Origin of the sequence: Serratia sp. BIGb0163 (assembly GCF_024809935.1) — a bacterium.
Classification (GTDB): Bacteria; Pseudomonadota; Gammaproteobacteria; order Enterobacterales; family Enterobacteriaceae; genus Serratia; species Serratia quinivorans.
The window spans coordinates 81,575-104,421 of sequence record NZ_JANUDZ010000007.1; the positions used below are offsets into that span (position 1 = coordinate 81,575).

19 protein-coding genes are annotated in these 22,847 nt (G+C 54.5%); 8 read left to right on the forward strand and 11 right to left on the reverse strand.

All coding sequences use genetic code 11. The features are described 5' to 3' along the window. Positions 1-5: 5 nt before the first annotated feature. Positions 6-752 (forward strand): 16S rRNA (guanine(1516)-N(2))-methyltransferase RsmJ, encoded by a 747-nt coding sequence (gene rsmJ / locus M2406_RS20685; RefSeq protein WP_259191231.1) that lies wholly within the window; start codon positions 6-8, stop codon positions 750-752. Between the two features lie 149 nt (positions 753-901). Beyond that, the gene (locus M2406_RS20690; protein WP_259191232.1) at positions 902-2,800 is read left to right on the forward strand and encodes a bifunctional UDP-sugar hydrolase/5'-nucleotidase; all 1,899 of its coding nucleotides are present in this window, start codon (positions 902-904) and stop codon (positions 2,798-2,800) included. Positions 2,801-2,844: 44 nt separating this feature from the next. Here M2406_RS20690 and M2406_RS20695 read toward each other — a convergent pair whose 3' ends face one another. The 8 genes from M2406_RS20695 to uspA form a co-directional block, all read right to left on the reverse strand. Continuing rightward, entirely contained in the window at positions 2,845-3,444 is a 600-nt protein-coding gene (locus tag M2406_RS20695) for an SIS domain-containing protein (protein ID WP_012147372.1), read from the reverse strand. Continuing rightward, complete coding sequence (locus M2406_RS20700) at positions 3,444-5,081, reverse strand: FGGY-family carbohydrate kinase (protein WP_012147371.1); 1,638 nt, start codon at positions 5,079-5,081, stop codon at positions 3,444-3,446. Before M2406_RS20700 ends, M2406_RS20695 begins: the two co-directional genes overlap by 1 nt. A gap of 10 nt (positions 5,082-5,091) precedes the next feature. Then, positions 5,092-6,045 carry an ABC transporter permease gene (locus M2406_RS20705; protein ID WP_012147370.1) on the reverse strand — a complete coding sequence of 318 codons (954 nt, stop codon included), beginning with the start codon at positions 6,043-6,045 and terminating at the stop codon, positions 5,092-5,094. 1 nt (position 6,046) lies between these two features. Then, positions 6,047-7,036, reverse strand: coding sequence for an ABC transporter permease (locus M2406_RS20710; RefSeq protein WP_012147369.1), 990 nt, complete (start codon positions 7,034-7,036; stop codon positions 6,047-6,049). Beyond that, entirely contained in the window at positions 7,029-8,528 is a 1,500-nt protein-coding gene (locus M2406_RS20715; RefSeq protein WP_259191234.1) for a sugar ABC transporter ATP-binding protein, read from the reverse strand. Before M2406_RS20715 ends, M2406_RS20710 begins: the two co-directional genes overlap by 8 nt. 99 nt (positions 8,529-8,627) lie before the next feature. Further along, positions 8,628-9,614 (reverse strand): autoinducer 2 ABC transporter substrate-binding protein, encoded by a 987-nt coding sequence (locus tag M2406_RS20720; protein WP_115183576.1) that lies wholly within the window; start codon positions 9,612-9,614, stop codon positions 8,628-8,630. 339 nt (positions 9,615-9,953) lie between these two features. After that, complete coding sequence (gene gdhA, locus M2406_RS20725; protein ID WP_259191235.1) at positions 9,954-11,288, reverse strand: NADP-specific glutamate dehydrogenase; 1,335 nt, start codon at positions 11,286-11,288, stop codon at positions 9,954-9,956. 196 nt (positions 11,289-11,484) lie between these two features. Then, the gene (gene uspA, locus M2406_RS20730) at positions 11,485-11,931 is read right to left on the reverse strand and encodes a universal stress protein UspA (RefSeq protein WP_012147365.1); all 447 of its coding nucleotides are present in this window, start codon (positions 11,929-11,931) and stop codon (positions 11,485-11,487) included. A gap of 612 nt (positions 11,932-12,543) precedes the next feature. On the opposite strand from uspA, the gene uspB reads away from it, so the two are divergent. Then, positions 12,544-12,879: a universal stress protein UspB gene (gene uspB / locus M2406_RS20735; protein WP_026142575.1), complete on the forward strand. Its 336-nt coding sequence runs from the start codon at positions 12,544-12,546 to the stop codon at positions 12,877-12,879. Positions 12,880-12,953: 74 nt separating this feature from the next. On the opposite strand, the gene pitA is transcribed toward uspB, so the two are convergent. After that, positions 12,954-14,456: an inorganic phosphate transporter PitA gene (gene pitA / locus M2406_RS20740; RefSeq protein ID WP_115183577.1), complete on the reverse strand. Its 1,503-nt coding sequence runs from the start codon at positions 14,454-14,456 to the stop codon at positions 12,954-12,956. Positions 14,457-14,755: 299 nt separating this feature from the next. On the opposite strand from pitA, the gene M2406_RS20745 reads away from it, so the two are divergent. Beyond that, on the forward strand, positions 14,756-15,952 hold the full coding sequence (locus tag M2406_RS20745) for an NAD(P)/FAD-dependent oxidoreductase (protein ID WP_259191241.1): 1,197 nt from the start codon (positions 14,756-14,758) through the stop codon (positions 15,950-15,952). Between the two features lie 4 nt (positions 15,953-15,956). On the opposite strand, the gene M2406_RS20750 is transcribed toward M2406_RS20745, so the two are convergent. Continuing rightward, the gene (locus M2406_RS20750; protein WP_115183578.1) at positions 15,957-16,820 is read right to left on the reverse strand and encodes a helix-turn-helix domain-containing protein; all 864 of its coding nucleotides are present in this window, start codon (positions 16,818-16,820) and stop codon (positions 15,957-15,959) included. A 336-nt stretch (positions 16,821-17,156) separates the two neighbouring features. Between M2406_RS20750 and M2406_RS20755 the strand changes: the two genes are divergently transcribed. Next, positions 17,157-17,603: a nuclear transport factor 2 family protein gene (locus M2406_RS20755; RefSeq protein WP_259191243.1), complete on the forward strand. Its 447-nt coding sequence runs from the start codon at positions 17,157-17,159 to the stop codon at positions 17,601-17,603. Between the two features lie 303 nt (positions 17,604-17,906). Next, a complete protein-coding gene (locus M2406_RS20760; RefSeq protein ID WP_259191244.1) occupies positions 17,907-19,829 on the forward strand; it encodes an NAD(P)/FAD-dependent oxidoreductase in 1,923 nt (640 codons plus the stop codon). Between the two features lie 112 nt (positions 19,830-19,941). Here M2406_RS20760 and M2406_RS20765 read toward each other — a convergent pair whose 3' ends face one another. Then, positions 19,942-20,865 carry a LysR family transcriptional regulator gene (locus tag M2406_RS20765; protein ID WP_259191245.1) on the reverse strand — a complete coding sequence of 308 codons (924 nt, stop codon included), beginning with the start codon at positions 20,863-20,865 and terminating at the stop codon, positions 19,942-19,944. A 112-nt stretch (positions 20,866-20,977) separates the two neighbouring features. Between M2406_RS20765 and M2406_RS20770 the strand changes: the two genes are divergently transcribed. Next, positions 20,978-21,763, forward strand: a complete 786-nt coding sequence (locus tag M2406_RS20770) for a hypothetical protein (RefSeq protein ID WP_259191246.1) — start codon at positions 20,978-20,980, stop codon at positions 21,761-21,763. Positions 21,764-21,896: 133 nt separating this feature from the next. Then, a complete protein-coding gene (locus M2406_RS20775) occupies positions 21,897-22,658 on the forward strand; it encodes an SDR family NAD(P)-dependent oxidoreductase (protein WP_259191247.1) in 762 nt (253 codons plus the stop codon). Positions 22,659-22,847 lie beyond the last annotated feature (189 nt).

The window sequence follows — 22,847 nt, forward strand, 5'->3', positions numbered from 1 at the left end:
CACCGGTGAGCGTGTGTTTATTGTGTGAAGAAGGCGCCGACCCCGGCGCCTTGCCTATTCTGGCGCAGCGCTGGCAGTTAACTTCGGACGACGAGGCGCTGATGGCGCTGGTATTGACGCCCGAACGGCTGGAGCTGCGCAAGCGTGACGAACCCAAACTCGGAGCGATCTACGTCGATTTTGTCTCTGGCGCCATGGCGCATCGGCGCAAATTTGGCGGCGGGCGCGGTGAAGCGGTGGCGAAGGCGGTTGGCATCAAGGGCAGTTACCGGCCTGACGTGGTAGACGCCACTGCCGGCCTGGGGCGCGATGCCTTTGTGCTGGCCTCTCTGGGTTGCCGGGTGCGGATGCTGGAGCGTAATCCGGTGGTGGCGGCATTGCTGGATGACGGCCTGCAGCGTGGCTATCAGGATGCGGAAATCGGCCCATGGTTGCGCGAACGCATGACGCTGTTGCATGCCTCCAGCCTGACGGCGTTGGGGGATATTGATCCACGGCCGGAGGTGGTTTATCTCGATCCGATGTACCCGCATAAGCAGAAAAGTGCGTTGGTGAAAAAGGAGATGCGGGTATTCCAGTCGCTGGTGGGCAGCGATGATGACGCCGATGGCCTGCTGGAACCGGCACGTCGTCTGGCGACCAAGCGCGTGGTGGTGAAACGCCCGGATTATGCCCCGCCGTTGGCGAATGTGCAGGCGCATGCGGCGTCGACGACAAAAAGTCACCGTTTCGATATCTACATGCCCGTGTAAATATTTATGCCCGCGGGCTCAGAGTGCTGAGTTCGCGGTTCAATCTGATCTACCTCCCAATTCTCTGAATCCGCTTGAAATCCCTCTGGCAAAAATGCCAACCAGATCGCATGATTCCTGTTCATTTCCACTCCTATAATTAGATGATAATGAAGAAGACACTCCTTGCCGTTTTGCTTTGCCTGGGTACCTCTGTGATGGCCTCTGAACCTGTCAATATCACCATTCTTGGCACTTCCGATCTGCACGGCACCTTTGTGCCATGGGATTATTCTACCGACACCGCCAATCTGGCCGGCAGCCTGAGCCAAATTGCCACTCAGGTGCATCAGGTGCGCGCCCAGCAGCCGAACGTGATCCTGGTCGATGCCGGTGACACCATTCAGGGCAACTTTGTCGAGACCTTTAAAAACGACAAAACCAGCCCGATGATCCTCGGCTTTAACGCGCTGGACTATGACGTCTGGGTGATGGGTAATCACGAATTCGACTTCGGCCTCAAACCGCTTTCCACTTCACTCAATCAATTCAAAGGCACGGCACTGGCCGGCAACATTCTCTGGGACAGCGGTAAGCCCTACCTGCCGGCGTATAAAATCATTGAACGCCAGGGAGTGAAAATCGGCATTATCGGCATGGATACGCCGATGACTGCCGAATTCGCCAAAGGCACCGACCGGGTGAAAGGACTGAACTTTACCAATCCCGTCGAGGCGGTGAAGCAGGTGATCCAGCAGATCCAGGGGCAAGTGGACGCCATCGTGCTGGTGGCACACATGGGTATCGACAACGAGAACCAGCGGCCGGGGACCGGCGTGGGCGATATTGCCAGGGCCAACCCGGAACTGGCGGCGATCGTCGGCGGGCATATGCACGTAAAAGTCGATAAAGAAGTGATTAACGGCGTGATCGTCACCGAACCGGACAAATATGGCCGCGCGCTGTCACGCATCGATCTGCAGTTTGAGCAGCACAACGGCAAGTACGTGCTGATCAACAAAGACAGTTACACCTACCCGATTAAAGGCATCGCCTCGGATAAAAAACTCGAAGAGATTTATCAGCCGTACCACAAGATTTTGCGTGCAAACGCCAACCGACCGATTGCCCAGCTCAGCGGCCAGGATCTGGTTCCGCCGGATGCGGTGAAGGGCATTCCGCAGGTGCACGTGCAGGATACCGGTATCAGCAAGCTGTATCAGGAAGCCGGGCATTACTATGCACCGCAGGCGCAGGTGATCGCGTTGCAGATTGATAACGACCGCCCGAAGCTGAACGTCGGTACCATCACCGCCAAAGACATTGCCTTCAACTACCAATATGCCGGTGGTGAGATCACCGTTTATCAGCTCAGCGGCAAAGAATTGAAGAAGTATATGGAATGGTCGGCGGGCTACTTCAATCAGCTGCATGACGGTGACGTGACCTACAGTTTTAACCCGCAGCGTCGCGCGTCCAAATATTCCACCAATGATTTCTTCGATGGCGTGACCTACAAAATCGACCTGCGCCAACCGGCCGGGCAGCGCATCCGTGACCTGAAAATGGCCGACGGCACGCCGGTGACGGACAGCACGCCAATCCGTCTGGGAATGAACAGCTACCGCATGGGGCACCTGACGCAAAAAGGCGGCGCGCTGGAAGGCATGCAGTTCCCGGTGCTGTCTGACAGCAAGGTGGAATACGGTGAAGAGGCCGGTACCATCCGCAATCTGACCATTCGCTATCTGACCGAGGTGAAAAAGGGCCAGTATCAGGGGCAGGCGGTGCAGCGCTGGCAGTTGGTCGGGCTGGAAGGCTACGAACGTGAGCGCAAAATCGTCGAAAAACTGCTGAACGACGGCAAAATCAGCGTACCCACCAGTGAAGATGGGCGTTACGGCAATGTCGCGTCATTCAACGTGAAAGTGTTGCTGATCGGCGAACCGCAGGTCCGTCAGCAGCAACAGGCGGCGTTGCAGGCACAGTTGAGCGCCGCCAGCGATCCGCTGGTGAAAAAGCGTTTGAGTGACCAGTTGGTGATTATCGAGGCGATTAACAAAGCCTGAGGGTGATAACGGGCTCGGCATGTGAATGCTGAGCCCTATCGGCACTAATTCCCCTGCCGTAAACGCTTGCCGACGTCCCCGCCCGGGTGTACCGCCAGCAGCGTTTCCTTGTCGTAGCCACTGCGCTCCATCAGACAGGCGCAGGCCGCGTCGAAAATCGCCAATACCAGCACGATAGACGTAGTTGCCAGCATGTTCAGCGGATCTATCTCATTTTCAACCCCGGTGCGGACCGTTAACTGAGCCGCCTGAGCGATCGCCGAATCCGGGTTTTCCGTCACGCCAATCACGGTTACGCCCTTGGCCTGCAGCGTCGGCAGCAGGCGGGTCAACTCGTCGGAATTGCCGCCGCGTGAAATCAGAATCATCAGATCATCACCACGCAGAAAACCCAGATCGCCGTGCGCCGCATCGGTGGCGTTCAGGTAAATAGCCGGTCGCTCCACGCAGGCCAGCATATGGGCAATCTTGCGTGCCGCGATGCCGGAAGTGCCAACGCCGGTGACCACAATTTTACCCCGACACGCCGCCAGCAGGGTCAACAGCCGTTGCCAGGTTTGTGGGTCGATGCGCTGGCCCAACTGCGCCAGCTCCCGGCTGTAAATTGCCCAGGCCTGCGTTGCCCGTTGCCATTCCTGCTGCATCAGGCGTCCTCCTGCATCAGTTGGCGGTATTTCATATGGTCGTTATACAGCTCATGGAAAACGCGGTATTTACGATCGTAATAGCGTTTGATCTTGTTGGTCTGCGGCGTCACGGTTTTGCCGATGCGGCTCATGGCGCTCATCGCTTCCGGCAGGCTGTCGAATACCCCGGCCGCCACGGTGCCCATCATCGCGCCGCCCAGCAGCATCGCCTCGCTCTCTTCCGGTAGCAGCATGGCACAGCCGGTGGCGTTGGCATGTTCCTGCACGAAAATCGGGTTCTTGGTGCCGCCGCCGCTGGCCATGATGGTGTCGATGCTGTAACCGCTTTGATTCATGGTTTCGATAATATGACGGGTACCGAGGGCGATGGCCTGGATGGTGGCCAGATAGTGCAACGCCATGTCTTCCGGGGTGCGTGACAGCTTCAGCCCGGTCAGGGTGCCGGTTAGCGTCGGGTTGGCACGCGGCGAACGGTTGCCGTGGAAATACGGCAGCATATGAATGTCTTTGGTCAGATAGGCAATATCCTCCGGCTCGCCCGCCATCCGGCGCAGCAGGGCATTCAGCACCTCATAGATGGTCTGCCCCTGGGTTTTTGCCTGCGCCAGCAGCTCCTGATAACAAGGATGTGACTGGATGATGTGGTCAATCAGCGCGCCGGTGGCGGACTGGCCGCCTTCGTTCAGCCAGTATTCCGGCAGAATGGCCGAGTAATAAGGCCCCCACACGCCGGGGATAAAACGTGCAGTGCGCGACATCGCCATATGCCCGGTCGAGGTGCCGCCGATCAGTGCGACACGGCGATTAAAGTCTGCCACTTCACCGGAAGCCCCGGTAGCCCCCAGCGTGCCGAGAGTACCGGCGTGGGCATCAATGATCGACACGCTGACCGCGGTGCCGGCAATCAACCCCATCTCACTGGCGGCGCGCTGGGTCAGGCCGTGGCCCAGCGGTTCACCCATCATTTTGACGTCGCTGCCAATTTTGGCGGCATCGTGTTCCAGTACGTCTTCCAGGCCAATCTGTTTGAAATAGCTTTTGTCCCAGCGCTGTTCATGGCCGAGATAAGTCCATTTGCACACCGTCGAACACAGCGAACGGGTGGCGTCCTGGGTGGCGCGCCAGGTGAGGAAGTCCGGCAGATCAAACAGGTAACCGGCGTTGGCCCAGGTGGTCGGCATATGCTGCTTGAGCCACAGCATTTTGGGGGTCTGCATTTCCGGCGAGATGATGCCGCCGACGAAATCCAGCACCCGGTGTTTGGTGGCGTTAATACGCTCGGCCTGGGTGATGGCCCGGTGATCCATCCACACGATAATGTTCTGTTCGGTACGGCCGGAAGGGCTGATGGTCAGCGGCTTCCCCTCTTTGTCCAGCACCACCAGCGAGCAGGTAGCGTCGAAACCCAGCCCCTTGACCTGAATCGGGTTGATATCGGCCTGATTAACCGCATCGCGCACCGCGTTGCACACCGCCTGCCAGATATTGTCCGAGGACTGTTCAACAAAGTCTGCCTTTGGACGATACAGGTCGATAGCCCGGCTGGCCTGCCCGACCATATGGCCGTTGAGATCGAATACCCCAGCGCGCGCACTTCCGGTGCCTACATCTACGCCAATAAAATAGCTCGCCATTATTTTTCTCCTAGGCTTTTCGATTCTGTAACGCGATAAACAAGATCAACACCGCACCCCACAGGGCCATGGTCAGATAGCTGCTGACGCCCAGCAGGTTGAGGCCGCTTTCCAGCATTTGCAGCACAATCAGTGCCAGCACCAGGCCAAGCACCCGGCCAAATCCGCCGTCCGGGTTAATCCCACCCAGCACCGAGGCCAGAATGGTCACCAGCAAATAGGATTCGCCGTAGCCGGCCTTGGCCGAGTTGAACTTGGCCATCATCAGCAACGCCGCACCCCAGCCGAGCAGGGCGGACAGCACATACACCGCGATTTGCACCCGGGCGGTATTCACCCCGCTGAAACGGGTAGCCTGCTCGTTGGAGCCGATTAAATACAGGCTGCGCCCCAGCGTGGTGTGCTCCAGCAACAGCCACAGGCCCACGGCGACCAGCAGGAACAGCAGCAGCGCCACCGGAATGCCGAGCAGGCTGCCGTTGCCGAGATACTGAATCGCCGCCGGGAAGCCGGAGATCACCGCGCCGTTGGACAACAGAATATTCAGGCCGGTGATCAGCGTCATGGTGCCGAGAGAGGCAAGGATCGGCGAAACGCCGACCCAGGCGACCAGCACGCCGTTAAGCGCGCCAATGGCGACGGCGACCAGCAATCCGGCCAGCAGCGCCAGTACCAGAAACAGCGGTTGGTCCGGGTGGCTGACGATAATTGCCGCCATCACCAGCGAGCAGGCGTTGGCCCCGGCGATAATCGACAGATTGATACCGCCGGTCAGCATGGTAATACCCATGCCGAGCGCCAACATGCCGAGGATCGGCAACTGCGAGGCGATCGACTGGAAATTACCCAGGCTGAAGAAGCGCGATCCAAGCAGCCCGGCGAACAGCAGCGCCACGACGATAATGATCGCGCTTTGCAGGCGGATGATCCGATCGCTTGGGATCAGACGGGTTAACTGGGTCATCTCATAGCTCCTTGGCCAGCTTGCGTTTTTCATTCCAGGCGGTGCTGCTGATGCTGATCAAAATGATCGCGCCGCTGAACACCTGGTGCCAATAGGCCGATACGCTGAGCAGCGTCAGACCGTTCTGCAGGAACGCTAGCAGCACCACGCCCAGCAGCGTACCGGTCAGCGAGCCGCGGCCGCCGGTCATGCTGGTGCCGCCCAGTACCACCGCCGCCAGCACCGTCAGTTCGAAGCCGAGCAGGGAGTTGGGCGCTACCGACTGGGTGATCTGCGCCTGCACCACGGCGGCGATACCCGCCAGAATGCCCATGTAACCGTAAACGTAGAAGTGCAGACGCAGCAGGTTCAACCCCAGACGCGATGCCGCATCGCGGTTGCCGCCCATGGCGAAAATCTGCCGGCCAAGACGGGTGAAGTTCATCAGCACGCCGGTGACGATAATCACCGCCAGCAGGCACAATAGCGGCAGCGTCAGGCCGTAGTCGTAGCCGTCGGCGCCCTGGAACGAGAACCAACTGATGCCGTCCATAAACCAGTCGGGGAAACCGTACAGCCAGGTGCCGTTGGTGGCGTACACCAGCAGGCCGTAGAACAGGTTCAGCGTGGCGATGGTGATGATGATTGCCGGTACTTTCAGCCAGTAGACCAGAAAACCGTTCACCAGCCCGAGCAGCAGACCGACGCCTATCGCCAGAGCGAACGCCAGCGGGAAACCGCCGCCGTGCTGGATCACCCAACTGGCCATCACGTACTGGGCGATAGCGGTGATCGCCGGGAACGAAATGTCGATGCCACCGGCAATCAGCACCACGAACAGGCCGCAGGCAAGAATGCCGAGAATGGCATAGCTGGTGGCGACGTCGGTCAGGTTGCCCAGCGTCAGAAACTCGCTGGTGCTAACGCTCAGGCCGATGGCCAGCAGCAACACCAGCAGGCCAAGGTAAAATTCGTGCCGCCCGGCCAGGCGGGCCAGTAATGACTTATCCATTCACCACCTCGGCGATCTGTTGTTCGGTACTCTGGTGCGGCGAAAACTCGGCGATCAGCTCGCCCTTGCGCATCACCAACACCCGATGGCTGTTGTAATAGGCTTCCGGGATCTCGTCGCAGATCATCAACACCGCCATGCCGAGCGCCGCCAGATCTTTGGCGATCTGGTAGATCCCCTCTTTGTTGGCGATATCTACCCCGACGGTCGGCGAGTCGAGGATCAGGATCTTCGGCTGCGTGGCCACCCACTTGGCGATAGCGATGCGCTGCGCGTTGCCGCCGGACAGGGTTTTGACCGGTAGCGCGCTGTCGGAAACCTTAATGTTCAGATCGCGGATCAGCCGGTTCACCAACGCGGTCGCTTTGGCGTGATCCAGTAGCCCGAACGGGGTATGCAGTTGATCAAACACCGTGACAATGGTGTTGTCGTAGATCGACTGCTCCATGATCAATCCCTGCGTCAGACGATCTTCCGACACATAGCCGATGCCCTGGCGCACCGCTTCGCGGTTGTTATGCAGCCGCACCGGTTGGCCGTCGATCCTGATTTCACCGCTGTCCGGACGGGTCATGCCGAACAGGCTGAGGCACAGCTCGGTGCGGCCTGCGCCCAGTAAGCCGACGATCGAGACGATCTCGCCGCCGTGCAGTGAAAGATTGATGTCCTGATATTTCCCGCGTCGGTTGAGATTGCGCACTTCGAGCAGCGGCGCACTCTCGGCGGCGGGCCGTGGGGGTAACTGGCTGTAGTGGAAGCGTTGGCCGGTCATCAGGAACGCCAGCTCATGGCTGTCGAGTTCACTTGCCGGGTAAGTACCGACCAGCTTGCCGTCGCGCATCACGCTGATACGGTCGGCGACTTCCATCACCTCGTCCAGCCGGTGGCTGACAAACACCACGCAGATGCCGGCCGCTTTCAGCTCGTTAACCACCCGCAGCAGGCCGTCGACCTCCTGACGCGTCAGCGAGGCGGTAGGTTCATCCATAATCACCAGACGCGCTTCGGCAGCGATGGCGCGGCAAATCGCCACCAGTTGGCGATCGGCAATCGACAGTTTTTCAACTTTCTTGTCGGGATCGATATGCACGCCGACGCGCGCCATGGCAGCCAGCGCCGTCTGACGCATCACCCGTTTGCGTACCCAGAAATGACCGCCGGGCAGGTAGCGGTGAATGGCAATATTTTCCGCCACCGTCAGATTGGGGAATAACGACAGATCCTGATAAATCACCTGAATGCCGTAATAACCGGACAGCTGCGGCGTCAGTGAATGAAAGAGTTTGCCTTCCAGCGAAATATTGGCGCCTTTTTCCGGCTGATAAACGCCGGAAATAATTTTAATTATGGTGCTTTTGCCACAGCCATTTTGTCCGGCCAGGCAGTGCACTTCGCCAATATTCAGGGTCAGGTTGATCTGGTCCAGTGCCAGCACGCCCGGAAATTTTTTACTGATATTTTCCAGGCTGATAAATGCGGTGGATGTGGTCATAGCGGTAACCTGTGCAGGTTCTTATTATCGTCGGGCGCGGTAAGCTGCGCGCCGACGTTATTTAATGATTTTCCCGGTGTGGAGCAATATTACTTAAGGTTAGAAGCCTAGCGATTTGGCATTATCTTTGGTCACTTCAAGAATTTTATTAAACCGAATCACTTTCTTATCCATATCGACGTCGGCCTTACCCAAACCTTCGATCGACAAGTCTTTGGTCACTTCTTTGCCCTGCAAGAGCTGATCGGCCACCGTCACCAGCGCGTAACCGGCGTCTTTCGGATCCCACAGCAGCGCTTTCTTGATGTCGCCGCGCATCAGGTAAGGGGCGGCCTGCCCCGGCATGGCGATACCGACCACGGCAATTTTGTCCTTGGCGCGTTTCTTGGCGACCGCCTGACCGGCACCAATTGGGCCGAGGGAGCCAAAACCGATAATGCCTTTCATCTGCGGGTAGGTTTTCATCAAATCCAGCGTGGTGGCGTAGGATTTATCAATGCTTTCGGCCACCGGCAGACGTGACGTCACTTCGAACATATCCGGATATTTGGCTTTCTGGTACTTGATGGCGGAATCCGCCCAGGCGTTATGCAACGGCACGGTCAGCGAGCCAACGTAAATGGCGTAGCCCCCTTTGCCGCCCATGTCTTTTGCCAGTTCATCGACGTTGGCCTGTGCATACTTCTCGCTGTCGATGGTTTCAATGTCCCACTGACCAATCTGCTGGTCCGGCGATTCATGGGTCAGCACCACGATGCCTTTATCACGCGCCTTCTTCAGCACCGGCTCCAGCACCTTGGCGTCGTTAGGCACCACGATGATGGCGTTAACGTTCTTGGCGATCAGGTCTTCAATCACTTTGACCTGTGCCGCGGGATCTGGGGTCGCAGGCCCGGTCTGATAGGCATTAACGTCGAGCTTTTTCGCCGCTTCGTTGACGCCGACTTCCATACGGTTGAACCAGGGAATGCCGGTCACTTTAGCGACCACGGCAATTTCGTACTTTTCAGCAGCCAGAACAGGTGTTGTCGATAACATGCACGCAGAAACCACACATGCATTTAATAATGCGAGGTTAAATTTCATTTCGCTGTACCTTTTTTATCTGTAGGGGTGGTTGTTTTTCCACCTGAGCAGATTACAAAGGAAAGGAAGAGGGAGCGTAACGAGAGTAGAGAAATTGTGATCTGTGCACATTGAAGTAAAATTACGACGGTTTTAATGTTAATTAAATGTTTAATAATTCGGTGGTGGTAATTTTACCACCTAAAAACATCATTAAATTAACATAATAAATCACAGTTATTAACAATACATAAACAATCAGAATGGGAGGACGAGGGCTTTCGGCGGAAAAAATGCCGGCTTGAGCGCCGGCATGGAAGCATTTTATCGATGTGTGAACAAGATCACCTTATGCGGCGGTTACAGCACGCCCTGTGCCAGCATGGCGTCGGCAACCTTGACGAATCCAGCGATATTGGCACCCTGTACGTAGTGGGTTTGCTTGCCCTCACCGCCGTATTCCACGCAGGCTTGATGAATATCCGCCATGATATGTTGTAAACGTACATCCACCTTTTCCGCTCGCCAGCCGATGCGCGCGGCATTCTGCGCCATCTCCAGCCCGGAGGTTGCCACCCCACCGGCGTTGGCGGCTTTGCCCGGCGCGAACAGCACGCCGGCATCCAGGAACGCATCGGTCGCCTGAATGGTGGTGGGCATATTGGCACCCTCGGCCACGGCTTTGACGCCGTTGCGGATCAGCGTTTGTGCCGCTTCCAGATCCAGCTCGTTTTGGGTGGCGCACGGCAGGGCGATATCTACCGGGATGCTCCAGGGCTGCTGGCCGGCCAGATAGGTCAGGCCGCGTTCACGGGCATAGTCTTCTACCCGGCCATAACGCTGGTTTTTGATCTCTGCCAAATGGGCCAGTTTTTCGGTGGTGAAACCTGCCTCATCCACCAGCGTACCGCCAGAGTCAGAGACGGTGATCACCCGTGCATCCAGTTCCAGCGCCTTTTCAATGGTGTACTGCGCCACGTTACCTGACCCGGAAACCGCCACCCGCATGCCTTCAAAACCCAACCCGTGACGTTGCAGCATGGCATCGGTGAAGTACACCAGGCCATAGCCGGTGGCTTCGGGGCGGATCAGACTGCCGCCGAATGACAGACCCTTGCCGGTAAACACGCAGGCGGTGTTGTTGGACAGCTTCTTCATCATGCCGCTCATAAAGCCGACCTCACGGCCGCCAACGCCAATATCCCCGGCAGGCACGTCGGTGTCTGGCCCCAGATGGCGGTACAGCTCGGTCATCAGCGACTGGCAGAAACGCATGATCTCCGCCTGGCTTTTACCTTTCGGATCAAAGTCCGAACCGCCTTTGCCGCCGCCCATTGGCAGCGTAGTCAGCGCATTTTTGAAGGTCTGCTCGAAGCCGAGGAATTTCAGAATCGACAAATTGACCGACGGATGAAAACGCATGCCGCCTTTATAAGGCCCAATCGCGGAGTTGAACTGCACGCGCCAGGCACGGTTAACCTGCACCTGGCCACGATCGTCGACCCAACTGACACGGAACTGGATGGTGCGTTCCGGTTCCACCAGGCGTTCCAGCAGGGCATATTCACGGTAGCGCGGGTTACGCTCGATAAACGGCCACAGCGAGGTGAAAACTTCTCTAACCGCCTGCAGAAACTCCGGCTGATGAGGATTATGCTGTTGTAGTGAGGACAAAAATGATTCTACCGATTCCATGGATAACTCCTTGTAGCATTGAATTTCCCCCACCATTTTTATAGCTATAGGTTTAGGTAAAGCGTGGGGAATGATGTTGTGTCTTTAGCGACTATATCATCGGAGGGCGGTTGATTATCAAGCGATTAATGATGGCGGCAGAATGAAAAACGCCCGCAGTAGCGGGCGTTGGGGAATTTAGTTGGTAGGCGCTTACTTAGTCTTCAGCTTTTTCGTCTTCATCGCGCAGCGGTACGATCAGCATGTCGATGTGCACGGTGTTGATCAACTGACGCGCGGAGGACATCAACTTGCTCCAGAAATCCTGGTGGTGGCCGCACAGAACCAGGTCCATATCGTACTTCTTGATGGCGTCGACCAGCACCTGCGCTAAATCGCCGCTGCCACTGAGGGTTTCGGTAATCGGATAGCCGGCATTTTGTGACAGCTCGGTCAGTGCATGGTGGGTTTCTTCCGAGATACGTTTTTGCATATCGCCGAGATTAACGTCGATCAGGCCGGTATACAGGTCGGAATAGTTAACATCTACGTGGATCAGGGAAACTTTGGCGTTGTACGGACGCGCCATAGATACGGCTTTCTCCACCAGGATTTTACTTTCCGGGGACAGGTCTACCGCGATCAGAATGTGTTTGTAAGCCATGAGAATACTCCTTCCATATAATGCCGATTAAAAGGTTAGCAGGCATTCAGCGTACCAGCCTGGCGCTTTAGGTTTCATTTTATCATTCAGTTAACGCAATGATATGTTGAGGCGATCACACTGCATCGCATCAAAAAATCTCTTTATTTCAACCCGGTCAGTTTTACACCCGCCAGCCGGAAAATCCTATCGCTCGTGGTGCTATTGGCGTGTTGACCGCTTGAAATATAAGCATTCTTAAACAGAGTATAGTCCCAAATGTCCCATCGGACAGGAGAAAAGCCCCGGTGGGCTATTCAGCGCGGTAATCAGTTATAACTAATGAGTCGCTGACAAATCGGCGGGATGCGGTAAATTTTATCTACTGCTCAGGCCAGTTTGCGTTTCATTAACCTACAATAATGAATATGGGCCTTATCATTACTCCACTGAGTGAAACCCTGCGTTGAGTCTCTGCGTGGCGAGGGTTTGCTTTCAGTGGCGGTGGGTTATGCGCGGCCTGTGCGGTGCCAAGGGGATCGGAGCGGTAGGCTCCCGCAGTAATGGGTAATAGAGGTAGGGCAGTTGGACCCGGCGGAGCGCCGTGGATTACAACGCCTTGAGGAGGCAATCATGATCAGTACCGTCGCGCTGTTTTGGGCTCTGTGTGTGGTGTGTGTGTTAAACATGGTGCGGTATTACTCTTCTCTGCGCGCGCTGTTGGTGGTTTTGCGCGGCTGTGACCCGCTGCTGTACCAGTATGTTGACGGTGGTGGTTTCTTTACCGCCCATGGTCAGCCGAGCAAGCAGATACGGCTGGTGCGTTATATCTTCTCACAGCGCTATATCGAGCATCACGATCCGGAGTTTATCCGCCGCTGCGAACGGGTGCGCGGGCAGTTTATGCTGACTTCCGCCCTGTGCGGGCTGGTGGTGATCAGCCTGCTGGCGTTGATGATCTGGTATTAAGCCTGGCCTGTTTGCCCTGTAACAGATAAAGAAAAGGCGGCCACCAGGGCCGCCTTTCATATGGAGCAAACTGCTTAGATCACCTTAAGCGCCAACCAGTACAGCGAACCGGAAAGCAGAATCGAAATCGGCAGGGTTAACAACCAGGCTAACAGGATATTCTTCACGGTTTTGCTTTGTACGCCGCCGCCGTCCACGATCATGGTCCCGGCTACTGCCGAAGAAAGCACGTGGGTGGTGGAAACCGGCATACCGGTATAACTGGCGACACCAATCGACAAGGCTGCGGTCATCTGAGCCGACACGCCCTGAGCGTAGGTCATGCCCTTCTTACCGATCTTCTCGCCAATGGTGGTGGCTACACGCTGCCAGCCGACCATGGTGCCGAGTGACAACGCCAGAGCAACCGCGACGATAATCCAGATCGGTGCATACTCAACGGTTTGCAGCAGATCCTGACGCAGGTTTTTCAGGAAACGTTGGTCCTGGCTTGAGGTTTCCGGCAGCTTGGCAATCTTGTCTGCGGTGTCTGTTACGCACATCAGCAGGCGGCGCAGGTGGCTGCGCTGATCTACCGACAGTTGATCGTAACTTTGCAGATTGTTCAGCAACCCGGAGGCAAGCTGAATTGCCGGCATGGCGCGGGCACTGTCACAGTGGAACTCGACGGGTTTATCCGGCGAGACGTCCTCATCCGGGCTTGGCACCAACGGAGTGAGAGCGACCACGTGCGACAGGGCATCGCTGTGCTGCTCATAATATTGCTGCAGGTGGGCCACGGCATCACGAGTACGGGTGATGTCATAACCGGTTGCATTCATATTGAGCACGAAGCCGGCCGGCGCAACGCCGATCAGCACCAGCATAATCAAGCCGATACCTTTCTGGCCGTCGTTGGCGCCGTGCGAGAAGCTAACGCCGATAGCCGACAGGATCAGAGCGATACGGGTCCAGAACGGCGGCTTGCGTTTGCCGTCGACCTTTTCACGTTCAGCAGGGGTCATGTGGATACGCTGGCGTTTCTTGGTGCCACTCCAATAGCGGCGCAAGGCAAACACCATCAACCCGGCGACCATCATGCCAACCAGTGGCGAGATGAGCAATGACAGGAAAATACCAATCATTTTCGGGACGTTAAGCGCATCCACCACCGAAGTGTGGGTCATCAGTGCGTTGGTCAAACCCACACCAATAATTGCGCCAATCAGCGTATGAGAACTGGAGGCCGGCAGACCGAAATACCAGGTGCCGAGGTTCCAGATGATAGCCGCCAGCAGCATGGAAAAGACCATGGCTAATCCGTGTGCTGAACTGACGTTCAACAACAGATCTGTTGGCAACAGGTGAACAATGGCGTAAGCAACACTCAAACCACCGAGCATCACGCCAAGAAAGTTGAACAAACCAGCCATCACGACCGCAAGTTGCGAGCGCATGGCACGGGTATAAATTACTGTAGCAACCGCATTGGCCGTATCATGAAAACCATTAATGGCTTCATAAAACAACACGAACAACAATGCGAGAATTAACATCAGGCCGGTATGGAAATCCAGGCCAGCGAACAAATGCAGCATAAGCGTTACGCCAGTTTGTGGACATGAACGCCGCGCATTATCCGTGACAACCGGGCCCGGGGAAAAGGAAAATATGACGTTTTTTTGATTTGGACATGACGAAATGATGGCGATGGCATGACAAAGATATGAAATATCAGCGCGTTATGCTGCCTGGTCCGTTGTAATATTTTCTTACTATGGCGTTGTCAGCGTCATGGCTTTACAATCTGCCGCCGTAAAGTTGCCGGTTACCGGTAGCGATTCGGCGTAATATGGCGGCCTTTTGTCGCGATTGTGGTTTTTATAGAGAGGCGCAGGTGGAACAGTTTGATGTCGTGGTAATAGGTGCGGGCGCAGCGGGTATGTTTTGCGCGGCGCAGGCAGGGCAACTCGGTCGCCGGGTGCTACTGCTCGACAACGGCAAAAAACCGGGCCGCAAAATCCTGATGTCCGGCGGCGGACGCTGTAACTTTACCAATATGTACACCGAACCGGCCGCTTACCTGTCGAATAACCCGCATTTTTGTAAATCTGCACTGGCGCGTTACACCCAGTGGGATTTTATCGATCTGATCAATCGCCACGGTATTGCCTATCACGAGAAAACGCTCGGGCAGCTGTTTTGCGACGACTCGGCGCAGCAGGTGGTCGAACTGTTGGTTAAAGAGTGCGAGCTGGGCCAGGTGACGACACGTCTGCGCAGCGAAGTGCTGGCGGTGGAAAAAACGGACGAAGGCTTCGAGCTGGTGCTGAATGGCGAGAAAGTGAGCACTCGCTCACTTGTGGTGGCCAGCGGCGGTCTGTCAATGCCGGGGCTGGGCGCTTCCCCGTTCGGTTACAAGCTGGCGGAGCAGTTTGGCCTGAAGGTTCTGCCGACGCGCGCCGCGCTGGTGCCTTTCACGCTGCATAAACCGTTGCTGGAACACCTGCAAACCCTGTCTGGCGTCTCTGTACCGGCGGTGATCACTGCCGAAAACGGCGTTAGCTTCCGTGAGAGCCTGCTTTTCACCCACCGTGGCCTGTCCGGCCCGGCGGTATTGCAGCTTTCCAGCTACTGGCAACCCGGTGAGTTTGTAAGCGTTAACTTACTTCCTGCGCTCGATCTGGCGGGCTTCCTCAATGAGCAACGCCAGGCTCATCCGAATCAAAGCCTGAAAAACACCCTGGCGCTGCACCTGCCAAAGCGTCTGGTGGAATGTTTACAGACGCTGGGGCAATTGCCGGAAGTTACCTTGAAGCAGTTGAACCCGACACAGCAGGCTGCGCTGGTCGAAACATTGCAAAATTGGCGGGTACTGCCGAACGGCACCGAAGGCTATCGCACGGCGGAAGTGACGCTCGGCGGGGTCGACACCAAAGAGTTGTCCTCCAAGACCATGGAGGCCGCCAAGGTGCCGGGCCTGTACTTTATCGGCGAAGTGGTGGATGTGACAGGGTGGCTGGGGGGCTATAACTTCCAGTGGGCCTGGAGCTCGGCCTGGGCCTGTGCTCAGGCGCTGGCAGCCGAAGACTAAGCCGCTATCTCCCGAGAGTCAGCCGCATGGCGGACGGCGTCAGGCCAAAATAGCGACGAAATTGGGTACTGAATTGCCCCGGTGAACTAAATCCGCATTGCAGCGCGATGGCGGTCAGCGTGAGCGTCGTTTGGGTCACTTGCTGCCTGGCCCGTTCCAGGCGCCGCGATAAGACGTATTGATAGGGCGGTAAACCAAAGTGTTGCCGGAAAGCACGCGAAAAATGAAAGATGCTCAGTTCGGCAATCTGCGCCATCGCCTGCAAGGTAATATTCTCCCCCAGACTGTCCTCGATATAACTGGCCAACCGTTCGCGCACTGGCCGGGAAAGCGTTTCCCGGTGTAACCCATCAGGCGTTGCCGCGTGCTGATAACGCGCCGCTTCTGCCAGCATCGCCATCATCAGTGATGAAGCATGCAACTCGCTGTCACTTTCCTGCAGGCCAAGACACAGTTGTTTAAGTAGCGGATTACGCAGATTTGCTCCGGGTTCGATAATCAGGCCGGCCTTCCCACCCGGCATTTGTTCAATCAGCCGCGGGGAAATGGAGATTGCCGTATAACTCAGGGTACCTTCGGCATAGCTGATGGCGTCAAAATCGCATCCGGATGGAATGATATCGGCAACCTGGCCTATCACTCGGGTTGCCGGCGTGCGTTTTTGGTCAAACCAGACATCCCCGTTGATGGTGGTGTTGCCATCGGCCGAGTGGTAACCGTCATAGACGATTAGCGTGTGCGCCGGACGAACCAGACGCGCCTGATGGGGGCCGCTGACTCGCACGCGATCGACCCGACCATAGTCCCAGCAACAGGAAGATAGCTGTAATTCTTTTTCGTCCGAATAGACTAATCCATCAGAGCCCATGGTTAACCTTCCTAATCAATGGAAACCTATTGCATATTATAAATAGGCTTCGCTCAACAACGCTATGGGGCGATTATGCACATATTCTTTGACGAGATAATCAATAACCCATGTCAATATGATATACCGCAAAAAAAGTGAATTGATACTGATGGAATGGATTACATGATGTAATTTCTTATTTTACCACGAGGGCGTTTACAACGTTTTTTTTAAAATATAGCTTTGCTGCTGTGAACTACAGGGAACGTATCTGAAATTTCTCGGTGTGCAGCGTGAAGTCATACCTGGAAACTTTTAGATAACTCTTCTTTTCAATCATAGAGAGAGCGAATCATGCACCATCAAGATTTAAATCATGCTTCTGAGCTGATGAAAAAAATGTTGGACAATTTTGCTAATAATCCGGAAAAAATCATCGATCTGTTTTCCGAGGATGCTGTGGTTGAGTTTCCTTATGCCCCGGGAGAAGCGTTAGGTTTCCCTAAAAAATTGACTGGGAGAGCCGCTATTTTAACCTATGCCAAAAGCTTAGGGCTATCCTTGCGCGATTACAAAATAAACCCCCTGAGCGATTGGGGTCGCTACACCTTGAGCGGTACAAAAACCTATCTCTTCGAGTATACCGGGGATGCCACTACGGTGCCGGGGAACAAGCCTTATCATCAGGATATACACGCATTTGTGGAAATAACGCACGGCAAAATTTCACATTTTTGCGAGTATTGGGATCCGTTCTATGCTTTGACCGTGTTCGATATGGTCACGGTGAAGACAGCCTGATCTCTTCATAAAGCGCGCTATGGTGACAACTAGCGCGCGTTTAAAATAATTTCATGCTGGTTATATTTATTCTTGGAACTATTTATCCCTGTTTATGGGGTGCCTGCCTATTATTTCACAAGAGTCATAACAGATTATATTCGTCACTCCTTTCAATAATACCCATCTCCATCAGTTCGTTAACAAAATAAAACCAATAAAAGCCAAAATAACACATTTAAGAACAGGCACAGATAATCAAAAATAAAAATAACCCATTATGGTTAAATGTCGGCAAGAATAATTAAATTAAGAAGATATCTTATGTTCAAGAAACTATTTACACCTGGGCGTATTGGAAAGCTCACGTTAGAGAATAGGATGATTGTGACGTCTATTTCTACCTTGACGGCGACTGATGAAGGTTATGCGACTGAGCAGCTGATGGCATATTTGGAACGCAAGGCCCAGGGGGGATGGGCAATGATCATTACGGAATATTACGCCATAGCGCCTCATGTCGGTTTTTTCCCCCGGGCGTTAGGGATTTGGAATGATGATCTGATAAAAAATCATAGTGAATTGACTCGGCGAGTACACGGTGCCGGGGCGAAAATTGCCGCACAGATATCCCATGCCGGCAGGGAGATTTATCGCGATCACCCAAGAGAAAATGCCGTCAGTTCCTCGGCGCTGAAAGACGTCTACGGCGAGTTCAGACCGCGAGAAATAACCCTGCCAGAAATCAAGAAAATCGTCTCGCAGTATGGCGATACGGCCAAAAATCTTAAAAAGGCCAATTTTGACGCGGTGGAAATTTATGCGGCGCATGGTTTCCTTATTTCAAATTTTTTATCGAAATATACTAACCATAGAACTGACGAGTATGGCGGCAGTTTGAGAGATCGCATGCGGTTTCTGGAGGAGATCGTTAAGGACGTCAGAAGCAAAGTGGGCGCCGATTTCCCCGTATTGGTAAGACTATCCACCAAGGAGTTCGTGCCTGGGGGACTATCGCTGGCAGAGACCCGGGTCATCGTCAAAAGGATGGAAGAGCTCGGCATAGATGCCATTAATTGCTCTCAAGGCATTGTCACCGTCTCCAATAATATCGTTGAACCCTTCCAGGTGGGGAATGCGCCTTTTGTGGATATTGCTGAGGAAATCAAGAAAATCGTCAGCATCCCGGTGATCACGACCGGGCGAATTAACGATGCGGACCTTGCTGAAACAACCCTATTGGCAGGGAAAAGTGATTTTATTGGCATGGCGCGGGCCTCACTTGCGGATCCTGATCTGCCGAAAAAAGTGTTGGCAGGGCGCTGGGATGAAATTCGGCACTGTATCGGCTGTAATCAGGGATGTATCGGTAACAACATGCGCGGGGAGGTTTGCCGTTGTATGGTTAATCCGGAGATCAATCGCGAATATCTGCTGGATCTGAATCCCGCCGTAGAGAAAAAGAACGTCACCATTATTGGCGGAGGCATTGCCGGTTGTGAAGCCGCTATTGCCGCCGCACGCAAAGGCCATAATGTCACCTTGCACGAAAAATCAGATCGGCTGGGGGGCACCTGGTTAATAGCCAGCTTGCCTTTATCTAAAGGGGAATTGGTTTCTCTGGTTAAATGGCAAATCAGTGAAATGAAACGGCTGAATATTCATCTATGCGTTAATTCTTCCCCTACGGTGGAGGAAATTGTGGCGTCTTGCCCGGATAAGGTAATTATTGCTACCGGCAGCCAGCCTATTTTACCGCCGATTAAAGGGATTGAGAGTAAAATTGTCGTGCAGGCCAATAAAATATTAACGCAGGATGCGCCATTCGGGGAAAACGTTGTGGTTATCGGCGGTGGATCTGTAGGTGTAGAAACGGCTGAGTATATGGCCTTTTGCGGTAGTTCTATTACCCTGGTGGAAATGAGAAATGAAATTCTACCGGGCCTGGAGCGAGAAACGAAAATCGGCCTCAAAGAGGCGATTCGTCATTACCGTATGAACGTTATAAAGTCCGCAAAAGTGGTGGGTATTGGTGAGGATCATGTGATTATCGAGAAAAACGGTAAACAGATCACTCTCGATGAGGTCGATACCCTGGTGGTCGCGGCAGGCTCCCGCTCTATCAACCTGCTGGAAACCCCACTGCGCGAGGCGGGGCTGTTAACCCAGGTGATTGGTGATGCCAAACAGGTGCGCAACGGCCTGGCTGCCATGCACGAAGGCTATCTTGCCGGCTATGGAGTATGAAAAATGCTCTGAGGATCGTTTCAATATTGCTCACTCTTTAACGTCAGGCTTTATTCTCGGCAGCGTGCCGGCTCTCCTCAACGGCCATGGGAGCCGGCTTCACGGCCGAAGGTTATTGTGGCGCAGCCGGCTGCAACGTGGCGACTAAAAAGTCCATCAGGCTGCGCAGCGCCAGTGACTTATGCCGCTGATGCGGATAGACCATAATAAAGGGCCGCGTGGTGCCGCCATATTCTGTCAGAACCTCCACCAGTTCACCGCTCGCCAGTAAGTCCGCTACGGTAAAGCGATAAGTTTGAAAGACGCCCATGCCATGTTTTGCCAGCGTTAACCCCCCCAAAAAATCCCCGTTGCAGCTCACGTTGCCGCGCGTGGTGACATCTATCGATTTGTTATGGTGCCTAAGCGTCCATGGGGCGCTTTTGCCGGTGCTGGGTAGCTCAAACTGAATGCAGTTATGCTGGGCCAGATCTTCCGGGTGAACGGGGGTACCCGCTCGCGTCAGGTAATCCGGTGCGGCAACCACCACCAATTCGGCATCCTCCAGCTTGCGGGCAATCAAGTTTGAGTCTGCAGGGTGGTAACCGCGAATGGCCAGGTCGTATCCCCCATCAGTGAGGTCAACGTTAGCGTTATTGAGATTCAGCGCCAATTGAATTTTAGGATAGCGTTGGCTAAAGGCGGCCAGGACCGGCAACAGGCGGTAGTGGGCGTAGGGGGTGGGAATGCTGATGCGCAGCATCCCGGCAGGCTCCAACTGCTGGCCTTGTATTTGACGCTCCGCATTATCAATGAGGGCGATCGCCTCCCGACATTGCTCGGCAAAGCTCTTACCTGCATCAGTCAGATGAATATGACGGGTGGAACGGACAAACAGCCGGACCCCTAACCGATCCTCCAGCCGGGCGATGGAACGGCTGACCGCTGCGGGGGTAATACCCGAAGAGACGGCGGCGGCCGAAAAACTGCCCACCTCTGCAACCAGGCAAAATAGCTCCAGCGTGCCTAATTGGAGATCGTCAAATTTTCTCTGCAATCTATTACTCCATGTAATAAGCCATGTGTTCTCCACCTTATTTATCATCCCACCGTCGGGAAGTACAGTGGCTTTCTCTTAGGAAGCACGGGATATTTAACGGAGAGAACTGATGACTATTTTGGGTTATGAAACGGGCGAGATCCTCGCCAAAGCGGCAATGACTTCCGATTTTGAATTAGTGGGTGATATTCCAAACCAGGTGCTGGTTGATCAGATGGAAATAGAACGTCGCAGCATGGATATTCGTCCTGGCATGAACCGTAAGTATTCACCGCTGGGTTACCACGCCGCCACGGGTGTTCAGACCAACGGCGGGCGATACCTGTTTGATACCTGGGAAAATGTTTCTGACTACGCACGTTTTACCAGCGAAGAGCTGGAGTTCGAACCGGGCGTTAAATTCTGGGATCGCGATATTTTTGGCCCGGTGGATCGTCACATTTGGAAAGTGATCGGCGCCCACGACTTTACGCCATTAGCGACCACTCACCATGTGAATCGCTTTGAGCGCTGGACATTTAATGGCGACAACCCGGAGCAGCTGCTGACTCGCATCTGGCCAACCGTGCGTAAGCACGCCGCAAAGCATGGGCTGGCGGCGGTTTGGTTAATGTACCAGCCGGATGAAAAGCAAATAGCCATTTTGTCCGTTGCCGACAAGGTGGAAGGAGACCAGCCGCTGGAGGTTGCGACACGTTCTATCGATCGTCTGGCGTTAATTCCGTCAGCAGAGCCATTGCTGCCGTTAGAGCTGAACGTGCAGAAAGTATTTGAACGCACTACGCCGATCCTGACGATGTGGTTACCGCTGTCACGTCATTTGCATGGCGCGCCTTCGGCTTACCCAATGTCACCTCCTTTCTGTCAACCGCAGGTTGCACCGCAGCGCGTATAACAGAGTTATTCGCGTAATTTGAATTTAATCGGGGCCGCATAAAGTCAGCGGCCCATTTCATTATTTATATTTCAGAGATGATATTCCGCGATAAATCGCTTAATAAGTTCGGTTTCTTGAGTAAGGAAATACTATGTTTGCAGAAAAAACGATATTGATCACTGGCGCTTCCTCCGGTTTGGGAAAAGCGATGGCCGAACACTTTTTGGCTAAAGGTGCCAATATTGTTATTAATGGCCTGACCGCGTCGAAGTTAGACAAATTTCTTGCAGAACACCTTGCCGATAAAGATCGCATTGCGTTGGTTGCCGGGGATATTGGCCTGAAAGCCACCAGTGATCGTATGGCCCAGGCCGCGCTGGATAAATTCGGCAGCATGGACGTGCTGATCAATAACGCCGGTATCTTTGTGCCTAAGCCATTTCTCGCCGAGACCGAAGAAAATCTGGATCGCTATTACGCCAGTGGCGTCAAGGGGCCGTTCTTTGCGTCACAGGCGGTGATCCCCACCATGATCAAGCAGGGTGGTGGTTCCATTATCAATATCGGTTCAATGTGGGTAGAGCACCCGCTGGAAGCGACACCGAGTTCCGCTTCGCAGGTGGCCAAAGGCGGCATGCATACCCTGACCCGTCATCTGGCCATCGAGTTTGCCAAAGACAATATCCGGGTTAACACTGTCGCACCGGGCGTCATTGAAACCCCGTTGTACGACGACCTGATGGATAAAGAGGCGTTCCGCGCGCTGGCTAACCTGCATCCACTACGCAAACTGGGCAAAATATCAGACATTATTGCCTGGGTAGATATGTTGGCCGGTGAAGGCAGCCGCTTCGTGACCGGGCAAACCCTGTTTATCGACGGTGGTATCACCGCAGGTAACCATGTAGTTTAAGTTTTGAATCTTTCGCTAGTATAAAAATAATTGCGGCCACTGCTTTCCCCGGCAGTGGCCGCGTGCGTTATATATCAGTTATAAGATTTAAATGAATCGGTAAGTGAAAAAGTATTTTCACGTGTGATCAAACTGAAAAAATTTCAATCAATACTCCCCTTGCTGCATTGATGACTCATTGCTTAATGA